This is a genomic window from Enterobacter sp. BNK-14, assembly GCF_047456095.1.
GTDB classification, from domain to species: Bacteria; Pseudomonadota; Gammaproteobacteria; order Enterobacterales; family Enterobacteriaceae; genus Enterobacter; species Enterobacter kobei.
Genome location: NZ_CP179897.1, coordinates 192,214 through 208,849 on the forward strand (window position 1 = coordinate 192,214; position 16,636 = coordinate 208,849).

Sequence of the window (16,636 nt, forward strand, 5' to 3'; positions counted from 1 at the left end):
GGACTTTCTTAACGACACTGTGTGACGAGGTAGGAAATGATGCAGATGTTCAACTATCCGCAGGGCGAAGGGGGCCAGTCAGGCTTCCATGGTGAATGCGAGCCAGAGACGGTGCGCTGGTACGGTCGCGTTTGTTCTTCACAACTTCCCCCTTTGCTAAGCAGGTTTGCGTTAAGGTCAACGCGATTGCAAACCACGGTAAGCATGGGGGGGACGGTGTATGGCGACTAACACGTCTCTTGACGCGCCGGGCATGGCCGGCAGAACCCGACTGCGCAGTTCTCTTAAGCTCTGGCAGGTGGTGATGATGGGGCTGGCTTACCTCACCCCCATGACCGTGTTTGATACCTTCGGTATTGTGTCCGGTATCAGCAACGGCCACGTGCCCGCCTCGTATCTCCTGGCGCTGGCTGGCGTCATGTTTACCGCCATCAGCTACGGTAAACTGGTACGGCAGTTCCCGGAAGCGGGCTCCGCGTATACCTACACGCAGAAATCGATTGGACCCCACGTGGGCTTTATGGTCGGCTGGTCATCGTTGCTGGACTATCTCTTCCTGCCGATGATCAACGTGCTGCTGGCGAAGATCTACCTTTCCGCGATGTTCCCTGAGGTCCCGCCGTGGGTCTGGGTAGTGGGGTTTGTGACGATCCTGACGCTGGCGAATCTGAAGAGTGTTAACCTGGTCGCCAACTTTAATACCCTGTTTGTGCTGGTGCAGGTCGCGATTATGGTGGTGTTTGTCATCCTCGTGGTGCATGGCTTGCACAAGGGAGAAGGGGTCGGCACCGTCTGGTCGCTGCAGCCGTTTATCAGCGAGAACGCACATCTGATCCCTATTATTACCGGCGCGACCATCGTCTGCTTCTCTTTCCTCGGTTTTGATGCGGTTACCACGCTATCGGAAGAGACGCCAAACGCGGCACGGGTCATTCCCAAAGCCATTTTCCTGACCGCGCTGTACGGCGGGCTGATATTCATTATTGCCTCGTTCTTCATGCAGCTCTTTTTCCCGACCATCGCGCGTTTCAAGAACCCGGATGCCGCGCTGCCGGAAATAGCACTGTACGTGGGCGGTAAGCTCTTCCAGTCGGTGTTTTTATGTACCACCTTTGTCAATACGCTGGCTTCGGGTCTGGCCTCGCACGCCAGCGTCTCGCGGTTATTGTATGTGATGGGGCGTGACAACGTCTTTCCGGAGCGGGTGTTTGGTTATGTGCATCCGAAATGGCGTACCCCGGCCCTGAACGTCATTATGGTGGGGATAGTGGCCCTGTCGGCGCTGTACTTTGACCTGGTGACCGCAACGGCGCTGATCAACTTTGGCGCACTGGTGGCGTTTACGTTTGTTAACCTCTCGGTGTACAACCATTTCTGGCGGCGTAAGGGGCTGAACAAAACGTGGAAAGATCGTTTCCACTATCTCCTGCTGCCGCTTATTGGGGCGGTAACGGTCGGCGTGCTGTGGATAAACCTCGAAGCGACGTCCCTGACGCTTGGCCTCATCTGGGCGGCACTGGGGATCCTTTACCTGACATGGCTAACGCGCCGTTTCCGAAAACCGCCTCCGCAGTTTGAAGCCGGTAAGATAGAGCAGGCCTGGGATTCCTGAACGATAAACGGCACCAGTACGCTGGTGCCGTTTAGGTCGCTCGTGCGTCTTACCGGACATCAGCCCGCACGCTTATTATCTCAAACGTTGATGAAGACTTGCCCCCACCAGCAGTGCGGCACAAAGCATCAGGGCGATAAACCCGCCCACGCCGTTCCAGCCGTAGTGATGCCAGAACACGCCCCCCAGCGTCCCGGCGATGCTGGATCCCAGGTAATAGCTAAACAGGTACAGCGACGATGCCTGTCCTTTGGCTCTACGCGCGCGCGGGCCAATCCAGCTGCTGGCGACCGAGTGCGCGGCGAAGAACCCTGCGGAGAAGAGCAGCATCCCGGCAAAAATCAGCCACAGTGAGGAGAAGAGCGTCAGCAGCAGGCCGAGCAGCATTACCGCTGTGAAGACCAGCATGACCGGCCCGCGGCCGAAGCGTGCGGTCATCGCCCCGGCTTTCGGCGAACTCCACGTGCCGGTGAGATAAGCCACAGAAAGCAAACCGACCACGGCCTGATTCAGATGCCACGGCGAAAGCATCAGGCGATAGCCAATATAGTTAAACAACGTGACGAATGACCCCATCAGCAGGAAGCCCATCAGGAACAGGCGCGGCAACCCTTTGTCACGCCAGTGCAAACGGAAGTTAATAAACAGCGTTTTCGGGCGCAGAGAAATCGGGCGGAAATGGCGTGATTCCGGCAGGATTTTCCAGAACATCAGTGCAGATGCCAGCGCGAAACACCCGATAACCGCCAGCGCAATACGCCAGCTAAAGAAGTCCGTAAAGACCCCGCTCAGCAGACGCCCACTCATGCCGCCAATTGAATTCCCGCTGATGTACAACCCCATCGAAAAGGCAACGAAGCTCGGATGGATCTCTTCGCTGAGATAGGTCATCCCGACCGCGGCCACGCCGCTGAGCGACAGCCCGATCAGCGCGCGCATCACCAGAATGCCGTGCCAGCTGGTCATCATGGTCGAGAGCAACGTACAGACCGAGGCCAGCATCAGGGCAGTGACCATCACCGGTTTACGGCCAATGGCGTCGGACAAAGGGCCGGTAAAGAGCAGGCCAATTGCCAGCATCGCGGTTGAAATCGAGAGCGAAACGCTGCTGCTGGCGGGCGATACGCCAAACTCATGGGAGAGAACGGGGAGGATCGGCTGAACGCAGTAGAGCAGGGCAAACGTGGCCAGACCGGCCGAAAAGAGCGCCAGGGTAACGCGCATAAATTGGGGAGTACCACGTTTAATGAACTGAACCGGCTGCGATGCTACGGGTAAATCATTGATATCGCTGGCCGGAGAGATATCAATGGAGGTTGTACGGCTCACACAGTTTCCTTGCTTAAACATCCCCGTGATTTCGGGTGACGGGTATGACCACACGATCAGGGTAGGAAAATGTAAATATTCTGTCTAATATATTAATAATCTCAAATGATACTTTAAAAATATGAATATCGAACTGCGTCATCTTCGCTATTTTGTCGCCGTTGCTGAGGAGCTGCATTTTGGCCGCGCGGCGGCACGGCTGAATATCTCTCAGCCCCCGTTAAGCCAGCAGATTCAAATCCTCGAACAGCAGGTGGGCGCGCGCCTTCTGGCCCGCACCAACCGCAGCGTGAGCCTGACGGCGGCGGGTAAGCAGTTTCTGACCGACAGCCGACAAATCCTGAGCATGGTTGATGACGCCGCCGCCCGTGCAGAGCGGCTTTACCTCGGAGAAGCCGGTGAGCTGCGAATCGGGTTTACGTCGTCCGCGCCCTTTATCAGCGCCGTCTCCCAGACGCTTTCCTCATTCCGTCGCCATTTCCCGGATGTGCATATTCAGACGCGCGAAATTAATACCCGCGAGCAAATTGCACCGCTGAATGAAGGCGCACTGGATTTGGGATTGATGCGGAATACGCAGCTGCCGGACACGCTGGCGTGGCAGGTAATTCTGCATGAACCCCTGATGGCTATGATCCCCCTTGACCACCCGCTGGCCTCGCGTCCGGCGGTATCGCTGGCAGAGCTGGCAAAAGAACCCTTTGTCTTTTTTGATCCTCAGGTCGGAACGGGCCTGTATGACGACATTCTGGGACTGATGCGTCGCTACGATCTTGCTCCGGTTATCACCCAGGAGGTGGGCGAGGCGATGACCATTATTGGGCTGGTCGCCGCCGGACTGGGGGTCTCTATTCTTCCGGCCTCCTTTAAACGGGTACAACTGCGCGAAATGCGCTGGGTTCCCATCGCCGAAGAGGATGCCGTTTCCGAGATGTGGCTGGTCTGGTCAAAACATCGTGAACAGAGCCACGCCGCGCAGCGCTTCAAACAGCAGTTAATCAGCGCTTCAGGTGGGCAAAACCGGTAGGGAAAAGGGATAAAAATGTGCGGTAAATCACAGAGCTAAGTAAATATTTGACGACAGCTATGGAAGTGCTTCACCATAGCCCAAAGTTTATTTCGAAGCTCGAAAATAAGGGAGTACGAGGTGGTTGCTGATAGTCAGCCAGGGCACATTGATCAGATTAAGCAGACCAACGCTGGCGCGGTATACCGCCTGATTGATCAGCTTGGTCCGGTTTCGCGTATCGATCTTTCGCGCCTGGCACAGCTGGCACCTGCCAGTATCACCAAGATTGTCCGTGAAATGCTGGAAGCGCACCTGGTCCAGGAGACGGAAATTCAGGAGCCGGGCAGCCGTGGCCGTCCGGCGGTCGGGCTGGTGGTTGAGACGGAAGCATGGCATTACCTGTCACTGCGCATCAGTCGCGGGGAGATCTTCCTCGCGCTGCGCGATCTGAGCAGCAAACTGGTGGTGGAGGATCGGCTTGAGCTGCCGCTCAACGCGGAACAATCGCTCCTCGATGCCATTGTCTCCCATATCGATAACTTCTTTATCCGCCATCAGCAGCGGCTGGAACGCTTAACGGCAATCGCCATCACCATGCCGGGCATTATTGATACCGAAAACGGCATCGTGCACCGCATGCCGTTTTACGACGATGTTAAAGAGATGCCGCTGGGAGAGGTGCTGAAAAACCATACCGGCGTGCCGGTCTATATTCAGCATGACATCAGTGCCTGGACCATGGCGGAGGCCCTGTTTGGCGCGTCGCGCGGTGCGCGTGATGTGATTCAGGTGGTGATCGACCATAACGTTGGGGCGGGTGTCATCACCGACGGGCGTCTTCTTCACGCCGGGAGCAGCAGCCTGGTGGAAATCGGGCACACTCAGGTCGACCCGTACGGGAAGCGCTGCTACTGCGGGAACCATGGCTGCCTGGAGACTATTGCCAGTGTAGAAAGCGTGCTGGAGCTGGCGCAGGTCAGGCTCAGCCAGTCCATGAGCTCCTCGCTGCACGGCCAACCCTTAACGGTCGATTCCCTCTGCGCCGCCGCGCGTCAGGGAGATTTGCTGGCGAAGGATATTATTACCGGGGTGGGGAATAACGTTGGCCGCATCCTGGCGATTATGGTGAACCTCTTTAACCCGCAAAAAATCCTGATTGGCTCCCCGCTCAGCCAGGCGGCGGAGATCCTCTTTCCGGCGATCTCGGCCTGTATCCATCAGCAGTCGCTTCCCGCCTACAGCAAGAATATTGCGGTGGAAAGCACCCAATTCTCTAACCAGGGCACAATGGCAGGCGCGGCGCTGGTCAAAGATGCCATGTATAACGGCTCGCTGCTTATCCGCCTGTTACAGGGTTAACTCTTTTCCGCAGATGTACGAAAAATTGCGCTATCTCAAGCCGGGTAGCGCACGCATCCCGTAGACTTCCTCCACTGAATTATTTACCTGGTTTATATTTTCGAAGCATACCCAAGAGGTGGAGTGAGTCATGCTTAAGCGTTTCTTTGTTACTGGTACAGATACCTCTGTCGGCAAGACCGTCGTATCCCGCGCATTGCTGCAGGCGCTTGCAGCAAGCGGTAAACGCGTGGCAGGGTACAAACCGGTCGCAAAAGGGAGTAAAGAGACGCCAGAGGGATTGCGTAATAAAGACGCCCTGGTGCTGCAAAGCGTCTCGTCGCTGGAACTGCCTTATCAGGCGGTCAATCCCATTGCCTTAAGCGAAGAGGAGAGCAGCGTGGCGCACAGCGGTCTGATTAATTATCCCCTGCTGTCCGACGGGCTGGCGAACCTGAGCGAGAAGGTTGATCACGTGGTGGTCGAAGGGACGGGCGGCTGGCGCAGCCTGATGAATGATTTGCGTCCGCTCTCTGAGTGGGTCGTCCAGGAACAGCTTCCGGTGGTGATGGTGGTGGGTATCCAGGAAGGGTGTATCAACCATGCGCTACTGACAGCGCAGGCGATTGCCAATGACGGCCTGCCGCTGGTGGGCTGGGTGGCAAACCGTATCAACCCGGGCCTGGCGCACTACGCGGAGATCATCGACGTGCTGAGCGCCAAACTGCCTGGGCCGCTGGTGGGGGAGCTGCCTTATCTGCCTCGTGCCGAGCAGCGCGAGTTAGCGCAGTACATCGATCTCTCTGCCCTCGGCGGCGTGTTGGCCGTAGATCGAGTCGTGGCGTAACGTTCGCGACAGCACGGACGCCACCACACAGGCGACCAGTAAACCGGGCAGTAAAACATACTGTCCGGTCATTTCACAGACCATTAGCGCCGACATAATGGGCGCATGCGTGGTCGCAGCAAGTAGCGTTGCCATTCCCGCCAGTCCCAGCAATATTGCCGTCTCAGAACCCGGTAACCACAGCGCGAAAAGCTGCGCAAACAGCATCCCCGTCGCCATGCCGACAAACAGCGTGGGCGTAAACACGCCGCCCGGTGCACCCGAACCGCTGCTGGCCAGTACCGCCAGCAATTTACAGATAAACACTCCGGCAATCACCGACAGCAGCGGCGGGGCGAGCAGAAAAGCCTGAACCACGCTGTAGCCATTCCCCCATACCTTCGGCGTGAGGAGGGACAGCAGCCCGACGATCAACCCCCCCAGCGCCAGCTGCCACGGCGGCGAAAGTTTGAGACGCAGAAACAGTCCGTGGCTAAACGTCATCAGCCACATCAACAGGGGTCCGCAAAGACCTGCCAGCAGACCCATGGCGACCAGCAGGGCATAATCTGTCGCGGTCAGTATGCCGCTCAGATGGACTTCATAGAGCGTGCTGGCGCCGGGTGCCAGCACGCGCGTGGTCAGAAGCGCCACCACCGCCGCAATAACCACGGGGCCGAGTGAGGCCAGCATGAGCGTGCCAAACAGAATCTCTGCAATAAACAGGCTTCCGGCTAAGGGGGCATGATAAGCGCTGGACATCCCGGCCGCGGCGCCACAGGCGATCCAGAGCTTCCATTCAGATTTGGGCGTAAAACGGCGAGCGAAAAAGGAGGCGGCGAGAGCGGCAAGCAGGATCATGGCCCCTTCGCGCCCGATGGCGCTTCCGCTGGCGACGACCAGCAGCGACGCCAGGGATTTTACAAGGCTGGCACCGTAATCAAACTGGCCGTCCCCGGTCTCCAGCGCCTCCATGTAATCGGTTGGCGCGTGAGGCCGCTGGGCGGTCAGTCGTTGCCATCCCCAGAGCAGTACCCCGGCGGCCAGCCCACCCAGCGCAGGCGTCAGCGCGCGCCGCCAGGACGAGAGCGATGCGGCGGCATTCACCAGGCTACCGCTGTCGTTGCTGAGAAGCAGCCACTCCAGCAGGTACATGCTGTGACGAAACACCGCAACGGCCAGCGCCGCCAGCACGCCGGTGACGGTGGCAATCAACAGTCGGCGAAACATCGCCCGGATGTCGGGGTAAGCATGAAGACGTTGCATGGGTCGCGATTACAGGGGAACGATACAATATTGTGGCGGGAAATCGCGGGGTTAGCAAAAGGTATGCGTGCGAAAGCGCCGGGCGAGGCCCGGCCAGAAGGGTTAACTGTCGCTATGAATATTCAGTGCCCGACGCGTACGCCCGGAACTCAGGTACTCGGCAATATAGTCCTGCGAAATCTCACCGTTGTAACGCCCGTCCTCATCCACGATCGGCATCCAGCTGGTATTGCTTTCATACAGACGTGACAACACGACGCGCAGGTTGTCTTCCGCCTTGCCGGTCATGCGGAACGGATGCAGGATGTCGGCACAGGTACCGCTGGCGTTGCGCGCTTCGCGACGTTTCACAAAGCCGAGCGGTTTTCCGTGCTCGTCGACCACGGTAATTGCGCGAATATCATTGTCGTCCATCGTGGCAAAGGCTTCAGGAAGCGGCGTAGAGCTCCGCGCCGTAATGGTCGGCTGCTGGTCGGTGACGTCTCCTGCGGAGACCAGCAGCAGCCGCTTCAGCGTCCTGTCCTGACCAACAAACGAGCCGACAAATTCATTGGCCGGTTTTGCCAGCAGTTCATCCGGGCTGGCACACTGCACGATTTTCCCCTGACGGAAGACTGCGATTCGGTCGCCGAGCTTCAGGGCTTCATCAATATCGTGGCTGACCAGCATCACCGTTTTCTTCAGCTTGCGCTGCATCTCCAGGAACTGGTTCTGGATCACCTCGCGGTTGATGGGGTCCACCGCGCCGAACGGTTCATCCATCAGCAGTACCGGAGGATCCGCCGCCAGGGCGCGGATGACGCCGATACGTTGCTGCTGGCCGCCGGACATCTCGCGCGGATAGCGGCTAAGAAACTTACGCGGATCCATTGCCACCATATCCATCAGCTCTTCGGCGCGGGTTTTGCAGCGCGCTTTATCCCAGCCCAGCATGCGCGGTACAACGGTGATGTTCTCTTCGATAGTCATGTTCGGGAACAGGCCAATCTGCTGGATCACGTAGCCAATATTGCGGCGCAGGGTCACCGTGTCCATCCCGCTGGTGTCTTCACCGTTAATGAGGATTGTTCCGCTGCTGGGTGTGATAAGGCGGTTAATCATCTTCAGTGTCGTGGTTTTCCCGCAGCCGGACGGGCCGAGCAGGACACACATTTCCCCTTCGGGGACGTTCAGGTTGACGTTATCGACGGCCTTAAAGGTCTGGCCGTGCTTCTGTGAAAAGTGTTTGGTGAGGTTTTCCAGTTTTATCATTATCGAATCCCCTTTGGAGTCAGAACCACCTGCAAACGGTGCAGCAGCCAGTCAAGCACAATAGCTAAAAGACAAATCATCAGCGCGCCCGCAATCAACATGCGAATATCACTTCCGCCAATACCATTGAGCAGCAGCAGGCCCAGGCCACCCGCGCCGATTACCGCGGCAATCGCCATCACGCCAATATTCATGACGACGGCGGTACGGATCCCACCGAAAATTACCGGCAGCGCCATCGGGATTTCCACCCAGCGCAGACGCTGCCAGAAGGTCATGCCGATGCCCCGTCCGGCTTCACGCAGCCCCGGCGGCAGGCTGTCGAGCGCCGTATGGGTGTTACGTACAATCGGCAGCAGCGAGTAGAGAAACACCGCCGTAATCGCGGGCAGGGCGCCGATACCCTGACCGATCAGCGAAAAGAGCGGGATCATCAGACCAAACAGGGCGATGGACGGAATGGTCAGCACGATGGTAGCGATGCCCAGTACTGGCGTTGCCAGCCATTTATGACGGACAATCAGAACGCCCAGCGGGACGCCGATGAGGATGGCTAAACCCACGGCCAGCGCCACCAGCCACAGGTGCTGCAGCGTCAGGGTTAACAGATAGTCCCAGTTATCCAGGATGTAGTGAACGGTATCCATAGCGCCTCCTACAGCAACTGTTTGCTACGCAGGAAATCACGGGCGACCTGCTGCGGTGACTGATGGTCGATATCCACCTTCTTGTTCAGCTCGGTGATAACGTCGTTGTTGAGCTGGGCGGAGAGGGTATTGAGCGCCTCTTCCAGACCCGGATTAGCCTCCAGCGTGTCTTTACGCACCACCGGAGTGACCGCATAGCTCGGGAAGAAGCCTTTATCATCTTCCAGCACCTTCAGGTCAAAGCCCTTCACGCGCCCGTCGGTGGTGTAAATCAGACCGGCGTCGACAAAGCCGTCGCGCACCGCGTTATAGACCAGTCCCGGGTCCATCTGACGGATCTGCGGGCGGTCCAGCGTCATGTTATAGGCGGCCTGCAGCGGCTTCATGCCGTCGCTGCGCCCGGCAAATTCCAGGTCCAGGCCCAGCAGCCAGTTTTTTTCCGGGTTGGTTTGACGGATCTGCTCAATCTTCGCCACCATCTCTGACATGGTGTTGATGTGTTCCGCCTCGGCGCGCTTGCGCTGCATGGCGAAAGCATAGGTATTGTTCATGTCAGCGGGTTTAAGCCATACCAGACCGTACTTTGCGTCCAGGCGTTTCACCGTCTCGTAAGACTCCTGCGGCGACATGCGTTTGTTGATGTGGTTAAAGATGATTAATGACGTGCCGGTGTACTCCCAGGTCATATCGATCTGTTTGTTGATCATCGCGTTACGGGAAATCACCGTGGCGATATTGGTTTGCGGCTGTACCTGGAATCCTTTCTTCTGTAAATACTGCACGGTCATGGCCGAGAGAATATGCTGCTCGGTAAAGCTTTTGGTTGCCAGGATCAGCGGGGCTGCTATTGCCTGGCTGGTGAAGAGCGCCGCGGCGCACAGCGCCGTCAGGCCGGAAAACAGTCTCATAAAAGCTCCTTGTTATTGTTATTGAGCGAGATGGGGGCTCATCACGCGACCCAGCGCCGCCAGCAGGGTGTCGAGGATCAGGGCGAACAGGGCGGTGGCCGCCGCGCCGAGGATCAGGGTCGGAAAATCGTTCAGATAGATGCCGGGGAAAATCAGCTCACCGTAGCTGCTGGCACCAATCAGGAAGGCCAGCGGCGCGGTACCGACGTTGATGGCGGTGGCGATGCGGATCCCGGAGAGCATGACGGGCCAGGCGTTGGGCAATTCAACCTGACGCAGACGCTGCCATTTGGTCATCCCGATCCCGTTTGCGGCTTCAAGTAACGAGGCCGGAACGGAACACAGTCCCGCGTAGGTATTGCGCACAATGGGCAGCAGCGAGGCAAGAAACAGCGCGATGATGGCGGGCGTATCGCCGATGCCAATCACCACCATCGCCAGGGCCAGCACGGCCAGCGGTGGCAGCGTGTTACCCACGTTGAAAATTTGCATCACATATTCGGCGATACCCCGCGCGGCCGGGCGGCTCAGCAGGATACCGGCCGGAATACCGACCAGCAGGGCAAAAAACATCGACGAGAAAACCAGGATCATGTGCTGTTGCCCGAGATAAATCAGGTCAACCTGACGCGCCTTGATTGTCTCAAGTCCGATCCCCCAGATGAGAAGGGCAAGAACCATGATAATCGCGCCAACAAACAGCAGCGAACGTTTGAGTAATGAGTGCATTGCGGTGTGTCTCCCTGTGCGCATGCGTTATAGCAACCACCGGTTGCCTGTTGTTATGCCATGTTTCGGCAGGGGTAATTGACCTATAGCAAGCGTTTGGGAAGGGTTCCAGCGAAGGGGGAAAATCAGTAACCCTATGAAAAGCGTGACAACCTTAAGTCAGGCCTTATGGCGTAAGGGCTGAATATGGCGCAGGCAGAATAGTCCTAAAGCGCAGCCCATAAAGTGACAGGGTCACGTATCGCGATGTTCCTGTCACCCTGCCTGAGAGCTTTATCTGCTGAGTAGGGGGCGTACACGGCGAACACGCACTGAGATACTGATAATCGATACGGTCGCGACAACGGAGAGCATCAACCCGAGCGCCAGCATGGCGTTGAAGCCAACCCATCTGAAGAGCAGTAACCCGGCGATACCCCCGGTAATGAACGAGAAAAGGGTGGTTAAGTGGGTTTTCAACTGACTTTTTTGTGCCGCGGTATCTTTGGAGTAATCCCTGCGAAGCATGGCAACCGTGACGGAGGCCAGGGAAATTCCCGCGTCCGTCAGCGTGCCGGTAATGTGCGTCGATCTCACCCGTCCGCCGGAAAGCTGTGTGGAGGTTGAATTATGAATGCCCATCAGACAGCACAGGAAAATAATTATCTCGCGGTTGCTGGTGAGCGCATGGAAATACATCTCGTAGAGAGATACGCCGGTTAATAATATCCCTTCGACAAAAAGGATTTGGCAAAAAACCAGCCTGACATTATGGATAATGCCCCATATCACGATAAGACGCGCAAGGATTGCACCCGCCACAAAGGAGAGAATAATCGAGCCAAAGAAAATGATATCGCTCAGATCGGTGGAGGAGACTTCGCTGGATAATTGTGAGGTGTTGCCGGTCATATGAGAGGGGAAAAAGCCAAAGGCCCCAAGGGCAATGGCGTTGAGCAAACCTGCTGAGGTCGCCAGCCAGAGAGCAAGCCGGCGATCCTCCTGGTGCGTTCGTTCTTTCTTGAGTTTAATCAGCAAGAATACCTCCGGGGTGAGCTTTGCCTGAATAATCAGGCTAGCAAAGCGTGTCGACGGGCTGTCCAGGATATTGCTTAATTATTATTCCCTCTGGCGACGTTGAGGGTTTAGTAATTAAATAAAATATCCTTACGAAAAGTATTCCAAACTGAAACCTCACGCTACGCCGTTATTTCCATGAGGCGCTTTCGCGGAGGCGTGAAAGCATAAACGTCAACGCAGCTGCACAAAGCAGCACTATGCCGCTCAGGGCAAACGTGCTCTGCCAGCCGAGGCGATCAAACACCATACCGCCCGCCGTTGAACCCAGTGCAATGGCGAGCTGGATCACCGCGACCATTAACCCTCCGCCCGCTTCGGCATCCTCCGGTAGCGTTCGGGCGACCCACGCCCACCAGCCCGTCGGTGCTGCCGTCGCCAGCATTCCCCACAAGCCTGACAGCAGGGCAACAATCCACACGTTATGCCCGGTCAAAATCAACGCGCCAGCGATGGCGGCCATCAGCAGTGGAATCGCTATTAACGTCAGGTAAAACGCCGCGTTCAGAACCAGAGTAACGAGAAGGGTGCCAACAAATCCGGCAATGCCGATGGCGAGCAAAATCAGCGATAGCCCGGAGGCGCTGACGTGCGTGACGGTCTCGAGAAATGGGCGCACATAGGTAAACAGCGCAAACTGTCCCATAAAGAACAGGCTGCAGGCTATCAGACCGACGGATACGACAGGCTGGCGAAATAGCCGAAAGACGCCTTCACCTGACGCACCGTTTTTACGCCCGCTCATATTTGGCAGGCTAACGTACTGCCACAGGAATGCGGCGATTGCCACGGGCACCAGACAAAGGAAGGCACCGCGCCAGCCAATGGTTGCACCCAGGTAGCTGCCTAGCGGGGCGGCCACGACCGTTGCCAGCGCGTTACCACCGTTGAAAATAGCCAGCGCGCGCGTGACCTGATGATGGGGAACCAGGCGAATAGCCGTTGCCGCCGACATGGACCAGAACCCGCCGATGGCGATGCCGATCAGCGCGCGACCGGTCATATACGTCTGATAGTTCTGGGCGAAGGCAATAATGAGCCCCGAGAGCGCCATCAGTATCGTCATGCCCAGCAGAAGGTGTTTACGATTCATATTCCCGGCAAGCCGGGAGAGGAAGAGGCTGGTCAGTACCGCCAGCGCGCCGGAGATAGCAATGCCCTGGCCTGCAAGCCCCTCCGTCACGCCTAAATCTGCGGCAAGCGGGGTGAGCAGGCTCACGGGCATAAATTCCGAGGCAATCAGGACGAATACGCAAAGGGTCATGGCAAAAATGCCTCCCCAGTACGCATGTTCCTCATGCTGTGAAGTGGTGTGGTTTAATGTGGACATCGTCTGATTTCGCGAAGAGAGCCGCCCGTCGAAACGGGCAGCAGGGAGGTTTATTTCAGGCTGTTTTTAAAGAATTGTTCAAACTGAGCGAATGGGATCTTCCCGGCAGCATTGTCGTAGAGATCGACATGGTTGGCGCCCGGGACAATCACCAGTTCTTTCTGCTTGCTGCCGACCGCGTTAAACGCATCTTCGGCGAAATAACGGGAGTGCGCCTTTTCGCCGGTCACGATAAGCGTCGGGATAGCGATCTCTCCGGCATAGCTCAGCAGCGGCATGTTCATGAACGAGAGCGGCATAGTTGCCGTCCATGCGCCGGTTGAGTTGACGGAACGCGCGTGGAAGCCACGCGGCATGCGGTAGTAGTCATAAAACTCTTTCAGCACCGGATTCGGGTTGGCGGGCAAGGCTTCTGGCAGAATACGTTCTGACGCGGTCACTTTGCCGTTCTCGTCAACATAAATGTCATGGCCGCCCTGTGCAAAGGTGCCGTTCCCGGCATCCTTCCAGCGCTGTTCATTCAGGTACTGCAGCACAGCATGGCGATCTGCCGAAGAATAACGATCTTTGCCGTCGCCTACGCCGTGACCCATCGCCCGGCTCATGTCATACATTACGCTGGTGGCGACAGCTTTGATGCGCGTATCCATGGATGCCGCATTCAGCGCCATACCGCCCCAGCCGCAGATCCCAAGGATGCCAATGCGGTTACGGTCGACCTCTTTCTGCACGCCCAGGAAATCAACCGCGGCGCTAAAGTCTTCGGTGTTGACGTCCGGTGACGCGACGTTGCGCGGCTGGCCGCCACTTTCGCCCGTCCAGGAAGGGTCGAACGCCAGGGTTACAAACCCCTTTTCCGCCAGGGTCTGCGCGTAGAGACCGCTGGACTGTTCTTTGACCGCGCCAAATGGCCCGCTGACGGCAATCGCTGCCAGCTTACGGTCGCCACGGTTTTTAGGAAGATAGAGATCGCCTACCAGGGTAATACCGTAACGGTTCTGGAAGGAGACCTTACGGTGGTCAACCCGGTCACTTTTGGCAAAGGTTTTGTCCCAGGCTGTAACCATCGAGACGGGGGCGTTAGGATTGGTGGCTTCTGCATAACTCATGGTTGTCACTCCACTTAATGATGCGCATAGCAGCATCGCAACAGACAGTTTTTGGGTGAATGTTTTCATGTATCGATACCCTGCGGTGTTGTGTTGCGGCCATTATAGTTAGCAGAATGAGTGCTGATTAGAGGCCATAATCTGCTAGAATTAATATCAAATTGTTATGAATTGCGGGGCGTAATGGCGAAGCGAGAAAACTACAATGAGCTGTATCTGTTTATGCAGGTGGTGCGGGAGGGAAGTTTCACCGCGGCTGCGCAGCGGCTTGGGCTGGCGCAATCCGGGGTGAGCCGCTCGGTGCGCGAGCTGGAGGAGCGGTTGGGCGTCCAGCTTCTCGTTCGCACCACGCGTAAGCTGTCGTTAACCCACGCCGGAGAGCAGCTCTATCAGACAGCCGAATCCGCGTTCGATGCACTTGATTCGGGTCTGGCGACCCTCGCACATTATCGTCAGACACCGTCCGGCACGGTGCGCATTAACGCCAGTCAGCATGCCATCGACAAATGCCTGCTGCCAAAGCTCGCCATTTTTAAACAGCGTTACCCGGATATCAGGCTGGAACTCATAAATGAAAGCCGCTTCGTCGACATCATCACCGAGCGGTTTGATGCGGGTGTCAGGCTGGGAGCTGAGGTCAGTCAGGGAATGATTGCGGTGCGCATCACGCCCGATATGGAAATGGCCGTAGTGGCTGCACCGGGGCACTTCAGGCGTTATGGTTTTCCCCAGACGCCAGCTGATTTAGTGGCGCATCCCTGTATTGCCTATCAGTTTGCTGATGGAAGTGATTATCAGTGGGAACTGGTCGAGGACGGGAAAAAAATCACCCATCGGCCAGAAGGGCAGTGGGCATTGTCAGACAGCTATATGGAAGCCCAAGCCGCCCGTCTTGGGCTTGGGCTGGCTTATGTTCCACTTGAGCTGGTGGCTGATGATCTTGAAAAAGGAACGCTTATCCGCGTATTGCAGCGCTATAGCCTGCGCATGGACGGGCTGTATCTTTATTATCCCCACCGCAACGTGTCGCCGGCTTTGAGGGCCGTTATTGATACGCTGAAAATGTAATTTCTGTGAACGTGTTTTTCTTCGACATGTGAACTGCAGGCCCCTGCTTGCTTAAGTCAGGAAAAAAACTTAGGCTAACGTCAAGATCTGCTTGCTCAACAAAGGCTTAAAAATGGAAAAAATAATCCCGGAATATACGGCTGTTGATTTATCCCGTTGGGCAAGAAAGGAGCATTTTGAGGTATTTCAGGGGTTTGCTCAATCGACGTTTAACCAGACTGTGTTGGTCGATATTACCGTGCTGCTAAGCCATATTAAAAACGTTGGCTGGAAGTTTTATCCGACGATTATTTTTCTCGTTGCTAAAATCGTTAACCGTCACCCAGAATTCCGTATGGCCATGAAGGACAATGAGCTTGTCATATGGAATGAAATTCATCCAAATTATACGATTTTCCATAATGAAACAGAGACCTTTTCATCATTATGGAGTCATTACGATGGCGATATACAGCACTTTCAGAAAACCTATTCTGAAGACATGGCTCGCTATGGCGATAAACTTGCGTATTGGCCAAAAGAAGAATCCAGGGAAAATATCTTTTTTATATCCGGCATTCCGTGGGTAAGTTTTACGAGCTTCAGCGTTAGCGTGGCTAATATGAAAAACTTTTTTGCCCCTATGTTTACGCTTGGAAAATATTACGAGCAAGAGGGCAGGGTATTATTACCTCTCGCCGTTCAGGTACATCATTCTGTCTGCGATGGTTTCCATGTGGCAAGGTTTTTTAATGAGTTACAAGAGGTCTGCGATGCGTTACCACAGCAGACCGGGCAACAGGAATGATGATGTGGCCATCAGGCCGCTTTAACCGCCCTGATTTTTTTACTGTCAGCTGCACCTGACTCGGTTTTATCGTCAGCAGGGGTATCAAGAGCCGGGAGCTTACTGGTTCGCAAAATATGCTGCACGGCATCTTTCTGCTCGGCGAGATACAGGCCAAGATCTTCAGCCTGCGTTTCATCCATCTGCATTCCGCTTTGCAAAAGCCAGTCGGTAAACGCCTCTGCCATATCAAGCAGTTTGTCGTGAGCGTCAGCCTCTTTCTTACTGGCAAATGTCATTTTCTCTTCACCTTTTCTTACGACAACATATTTTGTTTCAACAGCCATCATGCACCTCTCATACTGTATTTATGTACAGTATAACAGGGGCCG

At 56.1% G+C, this 16,636-nt stretch carries 16 protein-coding genes; 6 read left to right on the top strand and 10 right to left on the bottom strand.

Annotated features, from left to right (window positions below; all coding sequences use genetic code 11):
* Positions 1–220: 220 nt before the first annotated feature.
* A complete protein-coding gene (locus ACMGGM_RS00975) occupies positions 221–1,612 on the top strand; it encodes an APC family permease (protein ID WP_014883631.1) in 1,392 nt (463 codons plus the stop codon).
* A gap of 75 nt (positions 1,613–1,687) precedes the next feature.
* On the opposite strand, the gene ACMGGM_RS00980 is transcribed toward ACMGGM_RS00975, so the two are convergent.
* A complete protein-coding gene (locus tag ACMGGM_RS00980; RefSeq protein WP_014883632.1) occupies positions 1,688–2,941 on the bottom strand; it encodes an MFS transporter in 1,254 nt (417 codons plus the stop codon).
* A 121-nt stretch (positions 2,942–3,062) separates the two neighbouring features.
* Here ACMGGM_RS00980 and ACMGGM_RS00985 point away from each other — a divergent pair, with 121 nt between their 5' ends.
* From ACMGGM_RS00985 to bioD, 3 genes are all read left to right on the top strand, one after another.
* Entirely contained in the window at positions 3,063–3,968 is a 906-nt protein-coding gene (locus tag ACMGGM_RS00985; protein WP_014883633.1) for a LysR family transcriptional regulator, read from the top strand.
* Positions 3,969–4,088: 120 nt separating this feature from the next.
* Positions 4,089–5,309 (top strand): sugar metabolism global transcriptional regulator Mlc, encoded by a 1,221-nt coding sequence (mlc, locus tag ACMGGM_RS00990; RefSeq protein ID WP_023330287.1) that lies wholly within the window; start codon positions 4,089–4,091, stop codon positions 5,307–5,309.
* Positions 5,310–5,439: 130 nt separating this feature from the next.
* The gene (gene bioD / locus ACMGGM_RS00995) at positions 5,440–6,135 is read left to right on the top strand and encodes a dethiobiotin synthase (RefSeq protein WP_014883635.1); all 696 of its coding nucleotides are present in this window, start codon (positions 5,440–5,442) and stop codon (positions 6,133–6,135) included.
* Here bioD and clcB read toward each other — a convergent pair.
* From clcB to ACMGGM_RS01035, 8 genes are all read right to left on the bottom strand, one after another.
* Positions 6,070–7,380 (bottom strand): voltage-gated ClC-type chloride channel ClcB, encoded by a 1,311-nt coding sequence (gene clcB, locus ACMGGM_RS01000; protein WP_059287935.1) that lies wholly within the window; start codon positions 7,378–7,380, stop codon positions 6,070–6,072. The genes bioD and clcB overlap by 66 nt on opposite strands.
* Before the next feature lie 102 nt (positions 7,381–7,482).
* Positions 7,483–8,631 (bottom strand): osmoprotectant ABC transporter ATP-binding protein OsmV, encoded by a 1,149-nt coding sequence (gene osmV / locus ACMGGM_RS01005; RefSeq protein WP_014883637.1) that lies wholly within the window; start codon positions 8,629–8,631, stop codon positions 7,483–7,485.
* Entirely contained in the window at positions 8,631–9,278 is a 648-nt protein-coding gene (osmW, locus tag ACMGGM_RS01010) for an osmoprotectant ABC transporter permease OsmW (RefSeq protein ID WP_014883638.1), read from the bottom strand. The genes osmV and osmW overlap by 1 nt, the downstream gene beginning before the upstream one ends.
* Positions 9,279–9,286: 8 nt before the next feature.
* Complete coding sequence (osmX, locus tag ACMGGM_RS01015; RefSeq protein WP_414149083.1) at positions 9,287–10,186, bottom strand: osmoprotectant ABC transporter substrate-binding protein OsmX; 900 nt, start codon at positions 10,184–10,186, stop codon at positions 9,287–9,289.
* An 18-nt stretch (positions 10,187–10,204) separates the two neighbouring features.
* Complete coding sequence (osmY, locus tag ACMGGM_RS01020; protein ID WP_045134995.1) at positions 10,205–10,915, bottom strand: osmoprotectant ABC transporter permease OsmY; 711 nt, start codon at positions 10,913–10,915, stop codon at positions 10,205–10,207.
* Between the two features lie 273 nt (positions 10,916–11,188).
* Complete coding sequence (locus tag ACMGGM_RS01025) at positions 11,189–11,932, bottom strand: YoaK family protein (protein ID WP_014883641.1); 744 nt, start codon at positions 11,930–11,932, stop codon at positions 11,189–11,191.
* A 169-nt stretch (positions 11,933–12,101) separates the two neighbouring features.
* A complete protein-coding gene (locus ACMGGM_RS01030; RefSeq protein WP_047626300.1) occupies positions 12,102–13,301 on the bottom strand; it encodes an MFS transporter in 1,200 nt (399 codons plus the stop codon).
* 50 nt (positions 13,302–13,351) lie between these two features.
* Positions 13,352–14,479 carry an alpha/beta hydrolase gene (locus ACMGGM_RS01035; protein ID WP_045134997.1) on the bottom strand — a complete coding sequence of 376 codons (1,128 nt, stop codon included), beginning with the start codon at positions 14,477–14,479 and terminating at the stop codon, positions 13,352–13,354.
* Between the two features lie 114 nt (positions 14,480–14,593).
* Between ACMGGM_RS01035 and ACMGGM_RS01040 the strand changes: the two genes are divergently transcribed.
* Positions 14,594–15,478, top strand: a complete 885-nt coding sequence (locus ACMGGM_RS01040) for a LysR family transcriptional regulator (RefSeq protein ID WP_032636721.1) — start codon at positions 14,594–14,596, stop codon at positions 15,476–15,478.
* A gap of 112 nt (positions 15,479–15,590) precedes the next feature.
* Positions 15,591–16,265, top strand: coding sequence for a type A chloramphenicol O-acetyltransferase (gene catA, locus ACMGGM_RS01045; RefSeq protein WP_045134998.1), 675 nt, complete (start codon positions 15,591–15,593; stop codon positions 16,263–16,265).
* A gap of 11 nt (positions 16,266–16,276) precedes the next feature.
* Here the strand turns inward: catA and ACMGGM_RS01050 are convergent, their stop codons facing one another.
* Positions 16,277–16,591, bottom strand: coding sequence for a YebG family protein (locus ACMGGM_RS01050; RefSeq protein WP_014883646.1), 315 nt, complete (start codon positions 16,589–16,591; stop codon positions 16,277–16,279).
* Positions 16,592–16,636: the final 45 nt, after the last annotated feature.